The organism is Listeria swaminathanii, assembly GCF_014229645.1.
Lineage (GTDB): Bacteria > Bacillota > Bacilli > Lactobacillales > Listeriaceae > Listeria > Listeria swaminathanii.
In genome coordinates, this window is sequence record NZ_JAATOD010000004.1 from 57,466 (window position 1) to 76,297 (window position 18,832).

An 18,832-nucleotide genomic window follows, 5' to 3' on the forward strand; every position below is an offset into this window, starting at 1 on the left:
TGTGTGTAAAAGCACTTAATTACTCTGTTTCAGATGATTCAGGGCGAAGGAGTTGAAAAGAAATGAAAACTGGAATTCATCCTGAGTACCGTCCAGTGGTATTTGTTGATACTAGTACTGATTTCAAATTTTTGTCAGGTTCTACTAAGAGCTCAAGCGAAACAATTAAATGGGAAGATGGCAACGAGTATCCTTTACTACGTGTCGAAATCTCTTCTGATTCGCACCCGTTCTATACTGGTAAACAAAAACATGCGACTGCAGACGGCCGTGTGGACCGCTTCAACAAAAAATACGGTCTCAAATAAGACTGTATGTAACGAACGAAATAATTTGCGCACTCAGCTTTTGCTGGGTGTGTTTTTTTATGGAATTATTTCTCAGAGCTACTAAAAATAAAAACTTTCCTTTCAAGGGTTTACTTTTCCCTGTGAAGTTGCGTATAATATCACTAATTACTTTTTTTATGAGTAGGTAATAAAAAAGTTAAATTTTCTGTTTTGTTAAACAATAATAAGGAGGTTTTCAAGTGGAAGCAAAGTTACAAGTAGGTGTGTTAGGATTTGGAACGGTAGGTAGCGGTGTTATTCATATTTTAGAAGAGCATCAAGAAAAAATCAGTCAAGTAACTGGATACCATATTTCTGTTAAGAAAGTGCTAGTTCGTGACTTAGAAAAAAATCGCCGTTATGAAACAAAAGGTTTTGAACTAACCACCAATCCGTCTGATGTACTGGATGATCCAGAAATTGCTGTTGTTGTCGAGGTTATGGGCAGCATCACAACTGCGCGGGAATACATTTTGCAGGCCTTGAAAGCTGGAAAACATGTAGTAACTGCGAATAAGGATTTGATTGCGCTACACGGCGACGAATTAGTGGCAGTTGCACAAGCTAATAAATGTGATTTGTTTTATGAAGCAAGCGTTGCAGGCGGGATTCCCATTTTACGTACAATCGTAAATAGCCTTGCAGCAGATAAAATTCAAAAAGTAATGGGTATCGTCAACGGGACGACCAATTTCATGCTAACAAAAATGACATCAGAGAAAAAGTCATACGAAGAAGTTTTAGCAGAAGCCCAAGCACTAGGATTTGCCGAGTCCGACCCAACGAATGACGTGGACGGAATCGATGCAGCTAGAAAAATGGTTATTATGACAAGACTCGCATTTGGTATGAATGTGAATTTAGATAATGTAGAAACAAATGGTATTCGCGGGATTTCTCCTGAAGATATCGAAGTAGCGTACCAATTAGGCTATAAAATTAAACTTGTAGGTACTGCCGAAGAAACAAATGGCACAGTTAATGTCAACGTTGGACCAGTATTATTACCAAAGGCACATCCGCTTGCAGGCGTTAACTATGAAAATAATGCCGTATTTGTAACTGGTGCAGCTGTCGGAGAAACAATGTTTTACGGACCTGGTGCTGGCGAATTACCAACAGCGACAAGTGTTGTTAGTGATTTGATTACTGTTGCGAAAAATAGTCGTCTAGGTACAAACGGTAATGCTTTCAACAGCTACAAACACGAAACAAAACACACACCAAAAGAACAAGTTTTCTCCAAATACTATCTTCGTCTAACAATGGACGATAAAACAGGAACCTTCCTCAAGTTAACGCAAATTTTTGCAGAAGCTGGCGTTGGTTTTGATAAAATTTTACAACAACCGTATGATGATTTTACAGCGACTGTTGTTATCGTGACACACTCAACAAGCCAAGCGCAATTAGAACAAGCAATCACTAGGGTGAAAGACGAGCCAGAAATGCAAATGCTCGCAAAATATTCCGTTGTGGAGGGTTAAATATGTATAAAGGTTTACTAGAAAAATATAAAGAATATCTACCAGTAACTGATAAAACGCCAATGATTTCACTTGCGGAAGGAAATACACCACTTATTCCATTGCCGAATTTGTCCAAAGAACTTGGCGTTACTTTATATGGAAAATATGAAGGATTAAATCCAACTGGTTCGTTTAAAGATCGTGGAATGGTTATGGCGGTTGCTAAAGCGAAAGAAGAAGGCGCCGAAGCAGTTATTTGTGCTTCCACAGGGAATACATCGGCAGCCGCAGCGGCATACGCAACACGTGCAGGATTAAAAGCGTACATCGTTATTCCAGAAGGCAAAGTCGCTCTTGGCAAATTAGCGCAGGCAGTCATGTATGGTGCTGATATTATCTCGATTCAAGGTAATTTTGACGAAGCATTAAAATCCGTGCGTGAACTTGCTAAAACTGAAGCAGTTACCCTTGTAAACTCTGTTAACCCATACCGTTTAGAAGGTCAAAAAACAGCTGCATTCGAAATCTGTGAACAATTAGGTTCCGCGCCAGATGTACTTGCGATTCCAGTAGGTAATGCCGGAAATATTTCTGCATACTGGAAGGGTTTTAAAGAATGGAACGAGGCTAAAGCTTCTGGACTTCCGCGGATGCATGGCTTTGAAGCAGAAGGGGCTGCGGCGATTGTTCAAGGGAAACCGATTGATAACCCGGAAACAATTGCAACAGCGATTCGTATCGGAAATCCAGCTAGTTGGGGGCTTGCAGAAGCAGCTCGCGATGAATCTGGTGGCTACATTCATTCTGTAACAGACGACGAAATTGTGAATGCGTATAAAAAAATTGCAGCACAAGATGGTGTCTTCATTGAGCCAGGTTCTGCCGCATCTTTAGCCGGCGTTATCCAACATGTTGCAAATGGAACGATTAAAAAAGGCGAAACAGTCGTTTGTGTATTCACTGGAAATGGCTTAAAAGATCCAGATACTGCGATGAGTGTGCATGAAATTCCAATTTCTCACGTAGATGATATCGAAGCAATGCGCACACATTTACGTTCAGGAGTGAATGCTTAATGCGTATTCGTGTCCCAGCAACAACGGCCAATCTTGGTCCCGGCTTTGATTCATGTGGTTTAGCGCTAACATTATATCTCACGTTAGATATTGGCGAAGAAGCGGATTCTTGGTATATCGAACATAACATTGGTGGCGGTATTCCGCATGATGAAACCAATGTAATTATCGAAACAGCCCTAAACTTAGCGCCTAATTTGACGCCGCACCATTTAGTGATGGCATGTGATATTCCGCCGGCTCGCGGGCTTGGTAGCAGTTCAGCCGCAGTTGTCGCGGGAATTGAATTAGCCAACACACTTGCAGAACTTAATCTTTCAAAAGAAGAAAAAGTGCGCATAGCCGCTGAAATAGAAGGTCACCCGGATAATGTCGCACCAGCTGTCCTAGGAAACTGGGTTGTAGGGGCAAAGTTAGACGGCGAAGATTTTTATGTGCGTCACCTTTTTCCAGATTGTGCTTTAATTGCGTTTATTCCAAAAGCTGAACTACTTACTTCGGAAAGTCGCGGCGTACTTCCCGATACACTTCCATTTAAAGAAGCAGTACAGGCGAGTAGTATTGCCAACGTGATGATCGCGGCTATTTTGCGCAATGATATGACGTTAGCTGGGGAAATGATGGAACGCGACTTATGGCATGAAAAATATCGTAGCAAATTAGTACCACATTTAACCAAAATTCGAGATGTTGCCAAAAGCGAAGGTGCTTATGCTGCTTGTTTAAGTGGCGCAGGCCCTACTGTCTTAGTATTCGCTCCTCGCGAAGTAGCGGACACACTGCAAACATCTTTACAATCACTGGAAATAGATGCAGACGTCCTTTTGCTTGATGTAGAAGGAAGCGGCGCAGAAGTTTTTCGTTAAAATCAAGCTATGCCCATTTGCGGCGTAGCTTTTTTTAACTATATGTCCCAATTTGTGCCGCTCTATGATAAAATAGGAAAAGAGTTTATAAAGTAAAAGGGAGCGGTCTTAATGGCACAATTATTTTTCCGTTATGGTTCCATGAATAGTGGGAAAACCATTGAAATTCTAAAAGTCGCACATAATTATGAAGAACAAAATAAAACAGTAGCTATCTTTACTTCAGGGATTGACGATAGAGACCAAGTTGGCTTCATTTCAAGTCGAATTGGACTGAAACGAGAAGCAACTCCTATTTTTAGCGACACGAATATTTTTGAAATCGTATCGAACATTAACCCGAAACCAAATTGTGTTCTTTTAGATGAATCACAATTTCTAGAAAAAGAACATGTATTTCAATTGGCGAAAATTGTGGATAGTTTAAACATCCCAGTAATTGCTTACGGACTAAAAAATGATTTTCGAAATGAATTATTTGAAGGCTCGAAATACTTGCTCCTATATGCGGACAAATTAGAAGAAATGAAAACAATTTGCTGGTTTTGTGCTAAAAAAGCGACGATGGTTCTGCGCGTTGATGACAAAGGAAAACCAGTGTATACAGGCGAACAAATTATGATTGGCGGAAATGACCACTATTACCCAGTGTGCCGCAAATGCCATGCCAATCCACCAATAAAATAAGTTAAAGAGGTGTTGAAATACAATGTATGATCGATTACAGGCGGTGGAAGACCGTTACGATGAATTAAATGAACTACTAAGCGATCCAGATGTAGTATCTGATCCAAAGCGACTACGTGACCTTTCTAAAGAGCAGTCCGGCATTACGGCGACAGTAGAAGCGTACCGCGAATACAAAAACGTGAACGAACAAATTGACGAAACAAAAGAACTTCTAGGCGAAAAACTGGACGATGAAATGCGCGAAATGGCGAAAGAAGAATTCGCGGAACTTCAAAAAGAAAAAACCGAACTAGAAGAACGTCTAAAATTATTACTCGTTCCAAAAGATCCAAACGATGACAAAAACGTTATTTTAGAAATTCGCGGAGCAGCTGGTGGAGATGAAGCGGCTTTATTTGCGGGCGATTTATTCCGGATGTACAGCAAATACGCTGAATCACGAGGCTGGAAAGTAGAAATTATGGACGCTAATCCAACTGGTATTGGCGGCTACAAAGAAATTATTGCAATGATGAACGGAAATGATGCCTTTTCCCGAATGAAATATGAAAATGGTGCGCACCGTGTTCAACGTGTTCCAGAAACAGAGTCAGGTGGCCGAATTCATACATCAACAGCAACAGTTGCCATTTTGCCAGAAGCGGAAGAAGTGGAAATTGAGCTGCATGATAAAGATATTCGTACAGATACATTTGCATCTACTGGTGCCGGTGGACAAAGTGTCAATACAACGATGTCAGCTGTACGTTTAACGCATATTCCGACCGGGATTGTCGTTTCGATGCAAGATGAACGTTCTCAGTTGAAAAACAAAGATAAAGCGATGAAAGTCTTGCGTGCACGTGTTTATGATAAATTTGAACGTGAAGCTCGCGAGGAATACGACGCAAACCGTAAGTCAGCTGTAGGAACGGGTGACCGCTCAGAACGTATCCGAACTTACAACTATCCACAAAATCGCGTGACCGACCACCGTATCGGTTTAACGATCCAAAAATTAGATCAAATCATGGAAGGCAAACTCGATGAAATCATTGACGCGCTAATCCTAGAAGATCAAACAAGTAAATTGGAGCATTTAAATGACGCAAATTAGTCAATTGCTAAAAAATGCGGAAGCCATCCTTCTTGAAAAAGGCTTGGATCAAAATGCAGCGGAAATTTTACTCGAAACCAGAATGGGGCTTTCGCGTTCTGAGCTTTGGATGGAAATAGGTCGGGAACTCGAACCGAATCATGAAAAGCAATTCGAGGAAGATTTTGCCAGATATTTGGCGGGAGAACCAGTACAATATATTTTAAAAACAGCGCCTTTTTATGGATATGATTTTTTAGTGACGGAAGATGTTCTTATTCCGCGTCCTGAAACAGAAGAATTGGTCGCTTGTGCGGAAGCCTTTTTGAAAAAGCATCCATTAAATAATGTATTAGATGTTTGCACAGGGAGCGGGATTATCGCCATTGCGCTAAAAAAAGCATTTCCGAATATTACCGTAACTGCTTCGGATATATCAGCTCCAGCACTTGCGGTGGCGAAAAAGAATGCGGCCTTGTTAAATGCGGACGTCCGTTTTGTGGAAACAGATTTGCTTGAAGCTTTCAAACAAAACAATGAGCGATTTGATATGATTGTCGCGAATCCGCCATATATTTCTGAGGCTGAAAAAGCAGAAATGTCGGATTATGTCTTGAAAAACGAACCATCTTTAGCATTATTTGCAGAAAATGATGGGCTTGCTATCTATGAACGATTTGTGGATAACTTAAAATATGTCCTGAATCCGTCCTTTTGGGTAGGTGTGGAGATAGGTTATACACAAGGCGAACGAGTAAAACAATTATTTGAAAAAAGTTATCCACATTCCACTGTGCTTATCCACAAAGATATCAATTCAAAAGATCGCTACGTAACATGCTCAAACATATTGGTATAAAGACGTTTCTAAAAAAGAAGCGTCTTTTTCTTATCAAAGTTATCCACAAAACTGTGGATAAAATGTTGTGCAAAAAATTTTTTTAATCAAATCTTAATAAAGAAAATGGCTTTTTTACTTAGCTTTACGAATTATCCACATTTCACAAGAAGTTATCCCCATTGACAAAGTTATTATCCACAGTTTGGGGATAACTTTTGTTCGAAAATAGTGATTTCCCGATTTTAAAAAACAATACTGTAAAAATAAGGCAGAAAACGTTAAAATATAATAGAAGTTATGTAAAGGGGATCGGAATTCATGCAAACCATTCATTGGAAAATAAACGAACAACAATCAAATCAACCCATCTATCAAGAAGCCGCTGAACTACTACAAAATGGTGAATGCGTGGCTTTCCCAACTGAAACAGTGTATGGCCTTGGAGCGGACGCGACAAACCAAGCTGCCATTCAAAAAATATACGCTGCAAAGGGTCGCCCGTCAGATAATCCGCTAATTGTCCACATCGCCCGACGCGAACAAATGGATCAATTTGTAGCGAGTTATCCACCGAAAGCCGTCCAATTGATGGAGAAATTTTGGCCAGGCCCATTAACGGTGATTCTCCCTTTGAAAGAAGATAGTTTAGCAGCCAATGTTTCTGCTGGTTTATCCACAGTCGGCGTCCGCATGCCAGAACATCCAGTAAGTCTTGAATTAATAAAAGTCGCCAATATTCCAGTAGCAGCCCCGAGCGCGAATCGTTCTGGTAAACCAAGCCCAACTACTGCTAACCATGTAATAGAAGATTTAGATGGAAAAATTGCTGGAATTATCGATGGTGGCCCGACCGGTGTCGGCTTAGAATCAACCGTTATTGATTGCTCGCTAGAAGTGCCTATCATCTTGCGCCCGGGTGGCATTACAAAAGAACAAATTGAACGAGTAATCGGCTCAGTGGACTCCTCTACAAATAGTGCAAATGAAACAGAAAAACCGAAAGCGCCAGGCATGAAATACACACACTACGCGCCGAAAGCCCCAGTTTATCTTATTGAAGGTTCTATCAATTTTTGGCAAAGTGAAATAAATAAAGCCGAAGCTGCACATAAAAAATTGGGCATTTTAGCAACGAAAGAATTGACGAGCGAACTAACAACAACGGCGGTCATTCAAACAACGGGCAGCATTGACGCCTTGGATGAAATTGCCACTAGCCTTTATAATGGTTTGCGAGCTTTTGATCATGCGGATGTGGATATCATTTTTGCGGAAGTTTACCCTGAAACAGAACTTGGGGCGGCGATTATGAACCGATTAGAAAAAGCTGCTGGAAATAGGAGGATTAGCGAATGAACGTATTATTTGTTTGTACAGGTAACACTTGCCGAAGCCCATTAGCTGAGAAAATTTTGCAAAACTTGCGGCCGGATTTAACGGTTCGTTCAGCAGGGACGCGTGCCTTGGACGGGGATGCTATCTCTGAAAACTCGCGCCAAATTCTCGCGCAAATGAATTTACCAACTACGCACACAGCCAAAAAAACCACACAGAATGATATTGATTGGGCAGACCAAATCTACGTAATGACCCAAAATCATCAAGCGGAACTCAAAAGCATTTTTCCAAAAGCGAGTGATAAAATAGAATTAATTTCTGAAGATGGAACGGATATTCCGGATCCGTACGGTGGACCAATTGAGCAATACGAAATTACCTATTACGAACTAAAAAGTGCAATTTCCGAACGTTTTCTATAAGTGAAGCGCTTCACTATCGGGAATTGCGTTTTTTTATTCCAAAATGCTTGCTTTTCTACCCAATTTAAGTAATTATTAAAGATAATACATAACAGTTCACTTGAAAAATTTATCAGAAAAGGATGGGGTCCACAGATGGTCTATTTACAAAAGCAAGATAAGGAAGTTTTTGATGCAATTAAGTTAGAGCTTGGTAGACAACGCGCGAATATCGAATTAATCGCATCTGAGAATTTTGTTAGTGAGCAAGTAATGGAAGCAATGGGTTCTGTATTAACGAATAAATATGCAGAAGGCTATCCAGGAAAACGTTACTACGGCGGATGTGAATTCGTGGATATCGTGGAAGATTTAGCACGTGATCGAGCGAAGAAATTATTTGGTGCTGAATATGCGAACGTTCAACCTCACTCAGGCGCTCAAGCAAACATGGCAGTTTATCATGCTGTACTTGAACCAGGCGACACAGTGCTTGGTATGAACCTTTCACATGGTGGGCATTTAACACATGGTAGCCCCGTGAATTTCAGTGGCGTTTTATACAATTTTGTTGAATACGGCGTGCGTGAAGATACAAAAGAAATTGACTATGATATCGTCCGTGAAGCTGCTTTAAAACATAAACCAAAAATGATCGTAGCAGGCGCAAGTGCATACCCACGTAAAATTGATTTTGCTAAGTTCCGTGAAATTGCTGATGAAGTTGGGGCATACTTAATGGTCGATATGGCGCATATCGCTGGCCTTGTTGCCGCTGGTTTACATCAAAACCCAGTTCCTTATGCTGATTTTACAACGACAACAACACATAAAACCCTTCGTGGACCTCGCGGCGGAATGATTTTAGCCAAAGCAGAATGGGAACAAAAATTAAACAAATCCATTTTCCCAGGAATTCAAGGTGGACCGTTAATGCACGTTATCGCAGCGAAAGCAGTGGCATTTGGCGAAGCATTACAACCGGAATTCACTACGTACTGTGAGCAAATTATTCGTAACTCTAAAAAATTAGCAGAAACGCTTCAAGCAAATGATGTTGCCGTTTTAACAGGTGGATCAGATAATCATTTGCTATTAATTGATTTAAAACCACTTGGCTTAACAGGGAAAGCTGCTGAGAAAGTTTTAGATGAAGTTGGTATTACCGTGAACAAAAATACCATCCCATTTGAAACAGAAAGCCCATTTGTAACGAGTGGTATCCGTGTGGGTGTTGCTGCAGTGACAACCCGTGGATTCGATGAAGTTGCGATTGAAAAAGTTGGCGTACTTATTTCAGAAGTGTTGCATAACCTAGAAAATGAAGAAGTTTTAGCAGATGTTAAAGCACGTGTTGCAACTTTAACAAATGAATATCCGCTTTATCCAAGTTTATAAAATAATGATTCCGGTTTTTTCTAATTATAGAGAAAACCGGTTTTTTTCATGTATAGCAAATTAATCCTTGCACTTGTGTCTTGTTCTGATACAATAAGAGAAGGAAATTTTCAATATCAAAGGAGCGAACTAATCGATGGCAAATGTACACGTAATTGATCACCCACTAGTACAACACAAATTAACAATCATTCGAGATAAAAATACGGGAACAAAAGCATTCCGCGAACTTGTAGATGAAGTCGCTACATTAATGGCGTACGAAATTACACGTGATATGGAACTCGAAGACATCCAAGTAGAAACACCACTACAAACAACAACTGCTAAAACACTTACTGGTAAAAAATTAGGTATTGTACCTATTTTAAGAGCTGGTCTTGGTATGCAAGATGGTATTTTAAAACTAATCCCTGCTGCTAAAGTAGGTCATGTAGGTCTTTACCGCGACCATGATACACTTGAACCAGTAGAATATTTTGTAAAACTACCTTCTGACGTGGAAGAACGTCTTTTCATCGTTGTAGATCCAATGCTTGCAACTGGTGGATCCGCGATTATGGCTATCGATTGCTTGAAAAAACGCGGCGCTCGCAACATGAAATTCATGTGTCTAGTAGCTGCTCCTGAAGGCATCAAAGCGCTTCAAGACGCACATCCAGACGTAGAAATCTACGTAGCTGGCTTAGACGAGAAGCTAGACGAAAATGGTTATATCCGTCCAGGCTTAGGAGATGCTGGCGATAGATTATTCGGAACTAAATAATTAACATTCTCCTCGATATAGTGAGATAAGGAATTATAAACAGTGCTGCTTCTGGCAAACTGAAAAATTTTTTGTCGAGCTATTTCTGAGGAGTTTTTTTATAAGGAGGCTCGAAATTGGCTAAAATCAAAGTAATGAGTATCTTTGGTACAAGACCAGAGGCAATAAAAATGGCACCGCTCGTTTTGGCATTAGAAAAAGAACCAGAAACGTTTGAATCAACGGTTGTTATTACAGCTCAACACCGCGAAATGTTGGATCAAGTCTTAGAAATTTTTGATATAAAACCCGATATTGATTTAGATATTATGAAAAAAGGCCAAACCCTAGCCGATATAACTTCACGCGTAATGAACGGAATCAATGAAGTTATCGCCGCGGAGAATCCGGATATCGTTTTAGTTCACGGCGATACAACAACGAGTTTTGCTGCCGGGCTTGCGACATTCTATCAACAAAAAATGCTCGGGCATGTCGAAGCTGGACTTAGAACTTGGAATAAATATTCACCATTTCCAGAAGAAATGAATCGTCAATTAACGGGTGTTATGGCTGATATGCACTTTTCTCCAACCAAACAGGCGAAAGAAAATCTGCTTGCGGAAGGAAAAGATCCGGCTACTATTTTTGTGACTGGAAATACGGCTATTGATGCACTTAAAACGACTGTTCAAAAAGATTATCACCATCCAATCCTAGAAAATCTTGGCGACAATCGTCTAATACTTATGACTGCTCACCGTAGGGAAAATTTAGGCGATCCGATGCAAGGGATGTTCGAAGCAGTTCGTGAAATCGTGGAAAGTCGTGAGGACGTTGAACTTGTTTATCCGATGCATTTGAATCCAGCTGTTAGAGAAAAAGCGACGAAAATTTTAGGTGGGCACGAACGCATTCATTTAATCGAACCACTCGACGCGATTGATTTTCATAATTTCTTGCGCAAGTCTTATCTTGTGTTTACCGATTCAGGTGGCGTCCAAGAAGAAGCACCAGGTATGGGTGTGCCAGTTTTAGTTTTACGTGATACGACCGAGCGTCCAGAAGGAATCGAAGCTGGGACGTTGAAACTAATTGGAACGAATAAAGAAAATCTGATAAAAGAAGCATTAGATTTACTTGATAATAAAGAAAGCCACGATAAAATGGCGCAAGCAGCTAATCCATATGGCGATGGTTTCGCTGCGAACAGAATTTTAGCAGCAATCAAAAGTCAGTTTGATGGAAGCGAACGACCAGAAGATTTTATCGTGTAAAACACAGCGGGAAACTAGGCGTTAAAAGTCTAGTTTTCCTCTTTATTTGGAATGAAAGCGCCTTATTGTTACAGATATGTTACACGCTCGATTTTCACTAGTTCTTTTATGTTACATGTGATAAGATGGTCAATGTTATTAATATAAGAGCCCAAAAAATAGCTTGTTTGTAGCATAGGGATAGAAGACTGCGCTCAGTATTCACTACAATCCCGCCGACGCTAGGTTTGCGTTGACTGAATTGGAATTTATACGGGCACTCTATATCAAAATGCAGCTCATGATAAGTGAGTCCGGCTGTTTTTTCCGTTCTTTTTCTTGGGAAAAGAACTTTCGGTCGCGAAATTTGCGAATAATCGTATCGAATTCTTTTACCAATTATGGTAGAAGTTTTTTTATTTGTGCGAAAGAAAGTTATTGTCGCCTTTTTTGTGAAATATCACACGAACAGGATACAAGTTTTCCCAATGATTACGGAGGTGTTGGTTGCTGTTAAATGGACAAAAATAATTCTGGCGTGGCAATCTAAGAAACAGATAGATTTTGAAATCAAAAAAATCTCAGAAATAATAGGCTATTCTTTTATGGATGGGTCCGATTGTGGTACTATTAGTAATAGATGTACTCACAATTTGTGAAAGTGTATTGACTTTTCTCTTTTGGCTGTTGTATGCTAAGAACTGACACGCTGATAAGGCTTTCATGTGTGTTTGGGATTGGGATGAATTGGGGGAAATGTGCTTGTTTTCACAAACCAAACTTACTCCCTGAGATTTCAAAATGGTCATCTGGAAAGAAAAATCTTTTGAAAAAGAAAGGATTGCGCCCTGAATGTTAGAATCGCTAATCGGCATGTATCATCGTCATCAGAAGTATATGGTTCTTTTTATTGCTATTTGTCTTTGTGGATGGTTTTTAACCCCGTATATACATATTTTCTTGGGACTTAAATTGGGTTTAATCGTCGGCTGGTTCAACTACTGGATATTAATGAGACGAACACAAGCAATGACAAGAGCTTTGGCAGAAAATCGTTCTTTTTATGGAATGGGAATGACGTTACGGATGGGAAGCGTGTTACTTGCTACAATTATAGCGACGCAACTGCCGGAATTTTTTCATGTTTATAGCATGGTAATCGGACTTGGGCTTGCATATGCAATTATTTTTCTAGATTTTTTTGCGTATTCCATGTACCGCAGAAAAAAGTTTTTAAAAAGAGAGGGGTGAACCTAATTGGAAGAGGAATTTCCAACGATAAGCCTATTAGGGATCGACTTTAATCTATCTAATATTTTGATGATTACTGTGACTTGTGTCATCGTTCTTCTAATAGCCATTATCTGTACCAGAAATCTGCAACGCCGTCCTACCGGAAAGCAGAACTTCATTGAATGGGTTATGGATTTTGTCAGAGGTATTATTAATAGTAATATGGATTGGAAAACCGGTGGGAGATTCCATGTGCTTGGTATTACGATATTAATGTTTGTCTTCGTTGCCAACATGCTAGGACTACCATTACAAATCGCAGTAAACGATGAAGTATGGTGGCGTTCACCTACAGCGGATCCAATTGTCACATTAACACTTGCGATAATGGTTCTTGGCTTAACGCATTACTACGGTATTAAAATGCGTGGTTTCAAGCACTACTTTGTTGGTACTTACTTGAGTCCAATGAAATTTTTATTCCCACTAAAATTAGTAGAAGAATTTGCTAATACATTAACGCTTGGTTTACGTCTTTACGGTAATATTTTTGCCGGGGAAGTTTTGTTAACCATTATTGCTACTCAACTTGCACATATTAATATATTTGTAGGTGTTCTTGCGATAATTCCAGCGATTATATGGCAGGCGTTCTCACTCTTTATTGGGGCAATTCAAGCGTACATTTTCACTATGCTGACAATGGTTTACATGTCACATAAGGTCAGTGACGAACATTAAACTAACTTTCAATTAAGTCACTTATAAAAGTAATAAAAAATAATTTTAAGAAAAATTAGGAGGATAATTATATGTCTTTAGGTGTTATTGCAGCTGCTATTGCTGTTGGATTAGGTGCATTAGGTGCGGGTATTGGTAATGGTCTTATCGTATCAAAAACTGTCGAGGGTGTTGCGCGTCAACCAGAAGCGCGTTCTATGCTTCAATCAATCATGTTCGTTGGTGTTGCGTTAGTTGAGGCCCTTCCTATCATCGCTGTTGTTATTGCGTTCATGGTTCTTAATAAATAATTTGAAGGAAGTTGAGGAAATAAAACCTCATCTCTTTCGTTTTGAACGAATAATTCAAGCGAATGTATAGAAAGGAGTGAAACTGGCGTGTTACAACCACATTTAGTAATTGGTTCCGCATTTACGTTTGGTGATGCATTCTTTACACTTTTTGCTTTCGCGATTTTGCTAGTTTTAATCCGAATTTATGCTTGGAAACCGCTTATGGGTATTATGAAAGAGCGTGAAGAGCATATTGGTTCTGAAATTGATGCTGCAGAAGAAAACCGCGCTCAATCAGAAAAATTACTTGCTGAACAAAAAAGTGTTTTACAACAAGCTCGTATTGAATCTCAAACAATGATTGAGAACGCAAAACAACTTGGTGAAAAAGAACGCGAAGAAATTGTCAAAACTGCTAGACGTGAATCAGAACGTATAAAAGAAGAAGCAAAATCCGATATTGCACGTGAAAAAGAAGATGCTATTTCTGCTCTTCGCGAACAAGTCGGTTCCTTATCTGTTCTTATTGCATCGAAAGTCATCGAAAAAAATCTGGATGAAAAAGAACAATCTAACCTTATCCAAGATTATATCGAAAGGCTAGGGGATGACAAATGAGTAAAGATTTGGAAGTTGCAGGTCGCTATGCCAATGCGCTTTTTCAAGTAGCTCAAGATAAAGATTTAGTGGACGTTTTTTCAGAAGAATTAACTGAATTAAAAGCGGCCTTGAAAGCTAATAAAGATTTTGTAAAACTACTTGAAAATCCTACTTTCACGACCGAGCAAAAGAAAAATCTTGCCAGCGCTGTTTTTGAAAAAATCAATCCGACATTAAGAGATTTTATTTATCTTTTAATCGACCGTAGCAGAGAAGATTATCTTTCTGTTATTGCGGACGTTTACCAAAAACGCGTAAATGACTTGCGAGGAGTTGCGGATGCAGATGTTTATTCTGTTGTCCCACTTTCTGAACAAGAACTTACGGCGCTCTCGAGAGTATTTGCTACGAAAATGAACAAAACAAAATTAAACATTCAAAATCACATTGATAAATCCCTTCTTGGTGGAGTCAAAGTGGTTATTGGAACCCGTATATATGATGACAGTCTAAAAACGAAATTAAAGGACATGGAACGGCAAATTAAAGCCTAGTTTCCGTTTAACGAGGGGTGAAATCAATGAGCATTAAGGCTGAAGAGATCAGCTCAATCATAAAACAGCAGATTGAAAATTATCATTCTGAACTAAAAGTGAGTGATGTTGGTACGGTTACCTACATTGGTGACGGTATTGCGCGTGCTCATGGACTCGATAATGCAATGGCTGGTGAATTGCTAGAGTTCTCAAATGGTGTAATGGGTATGGCCCAAAACTTAGAAACAAATGATGTTGGTATCATTATTCTAGGCCCTTACACAGAAATCCGCGAAGGCGATGAAGTTCGTCGTACCGGTAAAATCATGGAAGTTCCTGTTGGCGAAGCGCTTATTGGGCGTGTAGTTAACTCATTAGGTCAACCAGTTGATGGTTTAGGCCCAATTGAAACAACTGGAACTCGTCCGATTGAAGCCGTAGCACCTGGTGTTATGCAACGTCAATCGGTAAACGAACCATTACAAACAGGTATTAAAGCGATTGATGCACTTGTTCCTATTGGTCGTGGTCAACGTGAGTTAATCATTGGTGACCGCCAAACTGGTAAAACATCTGTAGCAATTGATACTATTTTAAACCAAGCTGACCAAGACATGATTTGTATTTATGTTGCTATCGGTCAAAAAGAATCTACTGTTCGTAATGCCGTAGAAACTTTACGTCATCACGGTGCGTTAGATTACACCATCGTAGTAACTGCTGCTGCATCACAACCGGCGCCACTTCTTTACTTGGCTCCTTATGCTGGTGTTGCAATGGCTGAAGAATTCATGTATAACGGCAAACACGTTTTAGTCGTATATGATGATTTATCCAAACAAGCAGCTGCTTACCGTGAGCTGTCCCTATTACTTCGTCGTCCTCCAGGTCGTGAAGCATATCCAGGGGATGTTTTCTACTTGCACTCCCGTTTACTTGAACGTGCTGCAAAATTAAATGATAGCCTAGGTGGCGGATCCATTACGGCTCTTCCATTCGTAGAAACACAAGCCGGAGATATCTCTGCTTATATTCCTACAAACGTTATCTCTATTACAGACGGACAAATCTTCTTGCAATCTGATTTATTCTTCTCCGGAGTACGTCCAGCGATTAACGCCGGTCTTTCTGTATCCCGTGTAGGTGGATCAGCGCAAATTAAAGCAATGAAAACAGTTGCCGGAACACTTCGTCTAGACCTTGCCGCTTACCGTGAGCTAGAATCTTTCTCACAATTCGGTTCTGACCTAGATGCAGCTACTCGTGCGAAACTAGAACGTGGTAAACGTACAGTAGAAGTTCTAAAACAAGATTTGCACAAACCTTTGAAAGTTGAAAAACAAGTATTGATTCTTTATGCACTTGTTCATAAATATCTGGATGATGTACCAGTTCATGATGTACTGCGTTTTGAGTCCGAAATGAATACATGGTTTGATCATAATCACCCAGAGCTTTTGGAAGAAATTCGTACAACGAAAAAACTTCCTGACGAAGCGAAACTTGAAGCAGCATTAAAAGAATTTAAAAATACATTTGTTCCTTCTGAAGAAAAATAATTTAGACTCGGAATAAATTCAAAGGTGGTGAAAATCTTTGGCATCTTTAATCGATATTAAACAACGAATAACTTCTACGCGTAAAACAAGTCAAATTACAAAAGCAATGCAAATGGTATCAGCAGCAAAACTAGGTCGTGCGGAATCTAATGCTCGTTCATATGAGCCCTACGTTTCTAAAATTAAAGACGTAGTAACACATGTTGCTGGCACTGGTAACAGTAGCGATCATCCAATGCTTGTATCTAGACCTGTTCACCGTACTGGTTATATCGTACTTACTTCTGATACTGGACTTGCCGGTTCTTACAATAGTTCCGTAATCAAAGAAGTATTCCAAGAAATTAATAAAAAGCATACGTCAAGTGATGAATATGCAATAATCACTGTAGGTAGATCTGCTCGTGACTTCTTCAAAGCGCGTCAAATGAACGTGGTTTTAGAAGTACAAGGTATTACAGATCATCCGATATTTGCGGAAATTAAAGATATTGCTAGTAACACAGTTCAAATGTTTGAAGATGGTGTTTATGACGAGGTTTTCATTTATTATAATCACCATATCAATTCTATTTCCAGCGAACTAAGAAAAGAGCAATTATTGCCACTGACAGAATTTCACGAAAAAGGCCAAGAAACAGATGTAGACCTTACTACATATGAATTTGAGCCTTCCGAACAAGAAATTCTTGAAGTACTACTACCGCAATATGTGGAAAGCCTAATTTTCGGAGCACTTCTGGATGCCAAAGCCGCTGAACATGCTGCTCGTATGACTGCCATGAGAAGCGCGACAGACAATGCATCCGATTTAATCAGTGACTTATCACTACAATATAACCGTGCTCGCCAAGCTGCGATCACGCAAGAAATTACCGAAATCGTCGGAGGAGCAGCCGCACTCGAATAGAAGTCGGCGTTTCTTGTAACGTCCCTATAAATGGGAAGGTAAGTGAGGAGGAAAAATTGCATGTCTAAAGGACAAGTAATCCAAGTTATGGGTCCAGTTGTAGACGTTAAATTTGAAGGTGGAGACCTACCTGAAATCTACAACGCCCTAGTTATTGAATATAAATCTGATGCAGAAGAAGCACCAACTAGCCAACTTACTTTAGAAGTAGCCATCCAATTAGGTGATGACGTTGTGCGTACAATCGCAATGGCATCAACAGATGGTGTTCAAAGAGGTATGGGAGTTATTGATACTGGAAGCCCAATTACAGTTCCAGTTGGTACAGTAACTCTTGGTCGTGTATTTAATGTATTAGGAAACACCATCGATTTGGACGAACCACTTCCAAGCGATATTAAACGTAATAAAATTCACCGCGAAGCTCCAACTTTCGATCAATTAGCAACAACAACTGAAATTCTTGAAACAGGAATTAAAGTAGTTGACTTGCTTGCGCCTTACTTAAAAGGTGGTAAAATCGGATTGTTCGGTGGTGCGGGTGTTGGTAAAACCGTTCTAATTCAAGAACTTATCCATAATATCGCACAAGAACACGGTGGTATTTCAGTGTTCGCAGGCGTTGGAGAACGTACTCGTGAAGGGAACGACCTTTACTTTGAAATGAAAGATTCTGGCGTTATCGAAAAAACAGCCATGGTATTCGGTCAAATGAATGAGCCACCGGGTGCGCGTATGCGTGTAGCCCTAACTGGTTTAACAATTGCTGAATATTTCCGTGATGAAGAACACCAAGATGTACTTCTTTTCATTGATAATATTTTCCGTTTCACACAAGCTGGTTCAGAGGTTTCGGCTTTACTAGGTCGTATGCCATCTGCAGTAGGTTACCAACCAACTCTAGCTACTGAAATGGGACAATTACAAGAACGTATTACATCTACTAACGTTGGTTCTGTTACTTCTATCCAAGCAATTTATGTACCAGCCGATGATTATACTGACCCGGCTCCGGCTACAACTTTCGCCCATTTAGATGCAACAACTAACTTGGAACGTAAATTAACTGAACAAGGTATTTATCCAGCGGTAGATCCACTTGCTTCTACATCTCGTGCGCTTTCTCCTGACATTGTTGGGGAAGAACACTATGCAGTAGCAACGGAAGTACAACGCTTATTGCAACGATATAAAGAATTACAAGATATCATCGCAATCCTAGGTATGGATGAGTTATCTGACGAAGATAAACAATCCGTTTCCCGTGCGCGTCGTGTACAATTCTTCTTATCGCAGAATTTCCATGTTGCAGAACAATTTACAGGCCAAAAAGGTTCTTATGTCCCTGTTAAAGAAACAGTTAAAGGATTTAAAGACTTATTAGCCGGAAAATACGACCATATTCCAGAAGATGCATTCCGTTCAGTTGGACGCATTGAGGATGTTCTTGAAAAAGCAAAAGACATGGGCGTTGAAGTCTGATAAAAACAGGAGGAA

The 18,832-nt window shown here is 39.9% G+C and carries 21 protein-coding genes; all 21 read left to right on the forward strand.

What is annotated here, in order from left to right; genetic code table 11:
- The first annotated feature begins 62 nt into the window (after window positions 1-62).
- The gene (locus HCX62_RS11535; RefSeq protein ID WP_003726356.1) at window positions 63-308 is read left to right on the forward strand and encodes a type B 50S ribosomal protein L31; all 246 of its coding nucleotides are present in this window, start codon (window positions 63-65) and stop codon (window positions 306-308) included.
- A gap of 221 nt (window positions 309-529) precedes the next feature.
- Window positions 530-1,816 carry a homoserine dehydrogenase gene (locus tag HCX62_RS11540; protein ID WP_185639173.1) on the forward strand — a complete coding sequence of 429 codons (1,287 nt, stop codon included), beginning with the start codon at window positions 530-532 and terminating at the stop codon, window positions 1,814-1,816.
- Between the two features lie 2 nt (window positions 1,817-1,818).
- Window positions 1,819-2,874, forward strand: coding sequence for a threonine synthase (gene thrC, locus HCX62_RS11545; RefSeq protein WP_185639174.1), 1,056 nt, complete (start codon window positions 1,819-1,821; stop codon window positions 2,872-2,874).
- Entirely contained in the window at window positions 2,874-3,740 is an 867-nt protein-coding gene (thrB, locus tag HCX62_RS11550; protein ID WP_185639175.1) for a homoserine kinase, read from the forward strand. Before thrC ends, thrB begins: the two co-directional genes overlap by 1 nt.
- 111 nt (window positions 3,741-3,851) lie before the next feature.
- On the forward strand, window positions 3,852-4,427 hold the full coding sequence (locus tag HCX62_RS11555; protein WP_185639176.1) for a thymidine kinase: 576 nt from the start codon (window positions 3,852-3,854) through the stop codon (window positions 4,425-4,427).
- A 22-nt stretch (window positions 4,428-4,449) separates the two neighbouring features.
- Entirely contained in the window at window positions 4,450-5,526 is a 1,077-nt protein-coding gene (gene prfA / locus HCX62_RS11560; RefSeq protein ID WP_185639177.1) for a peptide chain release factor 1, read from the forward strand.
- The gene (prmC, locus tag HCX62_RS11565; RefSeq protein ID WP_185639178.1) at window positions 5,513-6,364 is read left to right on the forward strand and encodes a peptide chain release factor N(5)-glutamine methyltransferase; all 852 of its coding nucleotides are present in this window, start codon (window positions 5,513-5,515) and stop codon (window positions 6,362-6,364) included. The genes prfA and prmC overlap by 14 nt, the downstream gene beginning before the upstream one ends.
- 300 nt (window positions 6,365-6,664) lie before the next feature.
- Window positions 6,665-7,702 carry an L-threonylcarbamoyladenylate synthase gene (locus HCX62_RS11570; protein ID WP_185639179.1) on the forward strand — a complete coding sequence of 346 codons (1,038 nt, stop codon included), beginning with the start codon at window positions 6,665-6,667 and terminating at the stop codon, window positions 7,700-7,702.
- Window positions 7,699-8,106 (forward strand): low molecular weight protein arginine phosphatase, encoded by a 408-nt coding sequence (locus tag HCX62_RS11575; protein ID WP_185639180.1) that lies wholly within the window; start codon window positions 7,699-7,701, stop codon window positions 8,104-8,106. The genes HCX62_RS11570 and HCX62_RS11575 overlap by 4 nt, the downstream gene beginning before the upstream one ends.
- 135 nt (window positions 8,107-8,241) lie before the next feature.
- Window positions 8,242-9,483, forward strand: coding sequence for a serine hydroxymethyltransferase (glyA, locus tag HCX62_RS11580; RefSeq protein ID WP_185639181.1), 1,242 nt, complete (start codon window positions 8,242-8,244; stop codon window positions 9,481-9,483).
- A 136-nt stretch (window positions 9,484-9,619) separates the two neighbouring features.
- Window positions 9,620-10,249, forward strand: coding sequence for a uracil phosphoribosyltransferase (gene upp, locus HCX62_RS11585; RefSeq protein ID WP_185639182.1), 630 nt, complete (start codon window positions 9,620-9,622; stop codon window positions 10,247-10,249).
- Between the two features lie 116 nt (window positions 10,250-10,365).
- Window positions 10,366-11,505 carry a non-hydrolyzing UDP-N-acetylglucosamine 2-epimerase gene (gene wecB / locus HCX62_RS11590; RefSeq protein ID WP_185639183.1) on the forward strand — a complete coding sequence of 380 codons (1,140 nt, stop codon included), beginning with the start codon at window positions 10,366-10,368 and terminating at the stop codon, window positions 11,503-11,505.
- Between the two features lie 467 nt (window positions 11,506-11,972).
- Window positions 11,973-12,143: a hypothetical protein gene (locus tag HCX62_RS11595; protein WP_020246732.1), complete on the forward strand. Its 171-nt coding sequence runs from the start codon at window positions 11,973-11,975 to the stop codon at window positions 12,141-12,143.
- Window positions 12,144-12,336: 193 nt separating this feature from the next.
- Complete coding sequence (locus HCX62_RS11600) at window positions 12,337-12,735, forward strand: ATP synthase subunit I (RefSeq protein ID WP_008948771.1); 399 nt, start codon at window positions 12,337-12,339, stop codon at window positions 12,733-12,735.
- Window positions 12,736-12,741: 6 nt separating this feature from the next.
- Window positions 12,742-13,458 carry a F0F1 ATP synthase subunit A gene (atpB, locus tag HCX62_RS11605; RefSeq protein WP_003732518.1) on the forward strand — a complete coding sequence of 239 codons (717 nt, stop codon included), beginning with the start codon at window positions 12,742-12,744 and terminating at the stop codon, window positions 13,456-13,458.
- A 71-nt stretch (window positions 13,459-13,529) separates the two neighbouring features.
- Entirely contained in the window at window positions 13,530-13,748 is a 219-nt protein-coding gene (gene atpE / locus HCX62_RS11610) for a F0F1 ATP synthase subunit C (protein WP_003732517.1), read from the forward strand.
- A gap of 87 nt (window positions 13,749-13,835) precedes the next feature.
- On the forward strand, window positions 13,836-14,348 hold the full coding sequence (gene atpF / locus HCX62_RS11615) for a F0F1 ATP synthase subunit B (RefSeq protein ID WP_008948770.1): 513 nt from the start codon (window positions 13,836-13,838) through the stop codon (window positions 14,346-14,348).
- Window positions 14,345-14,884 (forward strand): F0F1 ATP synthase subunit delta, encoded by a 540-nt coding sequence (locus HCX62_RS11620; RefSeq protein WP_003732515.1) that lies wholly within the window; start codon window positions 14,345-14,347, stop codon window positions 14,882-14,884. The genes atpF and HCX62_RS11620 overlap by 4 nt, the downstream gene beginning before the upstream one ends.
- Window positions 14,885-14,910: 26 nt before the next feature.
- On the forward strand, window positions 14,911-16,425 hold the full coding sequence (atpA, locus tag HCX62_RS11625) for a F0F1 ATP synthase subunit alpha (RefSeq protein WP_003723464.1): 1,515 nt from the start codon (window positions 14,911-14,913) through the stop codon (window positions 16,423-16,425).
- Window positions 16,426-16,462: 37 nt separating this feature from the next.
- Window positions 16,463-17,335 carry a F0F1 ATP synthase subunit gamma gene (locus HCX62_RS11630; protein WP_185506907.1) on the forward strand — a complete coding sequence of 291 codons (873 nt, stop codon included), beginning with the start codon at window positions 16,463-16,465 and terminating at the stop codon, window positions 17,333-17,335.
- 60 nt (window positions 17,336-17,395) lie between these two features.
- The gene (gene atpD, locus HCX62_RS11635) at window positions 17,396-18,817 is read left to right on the forward strand and encodes a F0F1 ATP synthase subunit beta (RefSeq protein WP_185639184.1); all 1,422 of its coding nucleotides are present in this window, start codon (window positions 17,396-17,398) and stop codon (window positions 18,815-18,817) included.
- Window positions 18,818-18,832 lie beyond the last annotated feature (15 nt).

Excerpts from the sequence above, each read along its gene's own strand:
- HCX62_RS11535 (WP_003726356.1), top strand. The coding sequence starts at position 63 with ATGAAAACTGGAATTCATCCTGAGTACCGTCCAGTGGTATTTGTTGAT.
- thrC (WP_185639174.1), top strand. The coding sequence starts at position 1,819 with ATGTATAAAGGTTTACTAGAAAAATATAAAGAATATCTACCAGTAACT.
- thrB (WP_185639175.1), top strand. The coding sequence starts at position 2,874 with ATGCGTATTCGTGTCCCAGCAACAACGGCCAATCTTGGTCCCGGCTTT.
- HCX62_RS11555 (WP_185639176.1), top strand. The coding sequence starts at position 3,852 with ATGGCACAATTATTTTTCCGTTATGGTTCCATGAATAGTGGGAAAACC.
- prfA (WP_185639177.1), top strand. The coding sequence starts at position 4,450 with ATGTATGATCGATTACAGGCGGTGGAAGACCGTTACGATGAATTAAAT.
- prmC (WP_185639178.1), top strand. The coding sequence starts at position 5,513 with ATGACGCAAATTAGTCAATTGCTAAAAAATGCGGAAGCCATCCTTCTT.
- HCX62_RS11570 (WP_185639179.1), top strand. The coding sequence starts at position 6,665 with ATGCAAACCATTCATTGGAAAATAAACGAACAACAATCAAATCAACCC.
- HCX62_RS11575 (WP_185639180.1), top strand. The coding sequence starts at position 7,699 with ATGAACGTATTATTTGTTTGTACAGGTAACACTTGCCGAAGCCCATTA.
- glyA (WP_185639181.1), top strand. The coding sequence starts at position 8,242 with ATGGTCTATTTACAAAAGCAAGATAAGGAAGTTTTTGATGCAATTAAG.
- upp (WP_185639182.1), top strand. The coding sequence starts at position 9,620 with ATGGCAAATGTACACGTAATTGATCACCCACTAGTACAACACAAATTA.
- HCX62_RS11595 (WP_020246732.1), top strand. The coding sequence starts at position 11,973 with ATGATTACGGAGGTGTTGGTTGCTGTTAAATGGACAAAAATAATTCTG.
- HCX62_RS11600 (WP_008948771.1), top strand. The coding sequence starts at position 12,337 with ATGTTAGAATCGCTAATCGGCATGTATCATCGTCATCAGAAGTATATG.
- atpE (WP_003732517.1), top strand. The coding sequence starts at position 13,530 with ATGTCTTTAGGTGTTATTGCAGCTGCTATTGCTGTTGGATTAGGTGCA.
- HCX62_RS11620 (WP_003732515.1), top strand. The coding sequence starts at position 14,345 with ATGAGTAAAGATTTGGAAGTTGCAGGTCGCTATGCCAATGCGCTTTTT.
- atpA (WP_003723464.1), top strand. The coding sequence starts at position 14,911 with ATGAGCATTAAGGCTGAAGAGATCAGCTCAATCATAAAACAGCAGATT.
- atpD (WP_185639184.1), top strand. The coding sequence starts at position 17,396 with ATGTCTAAAGGACAAGTAATCCAAGTTATGGGTCCAGTTGTAGACGTT.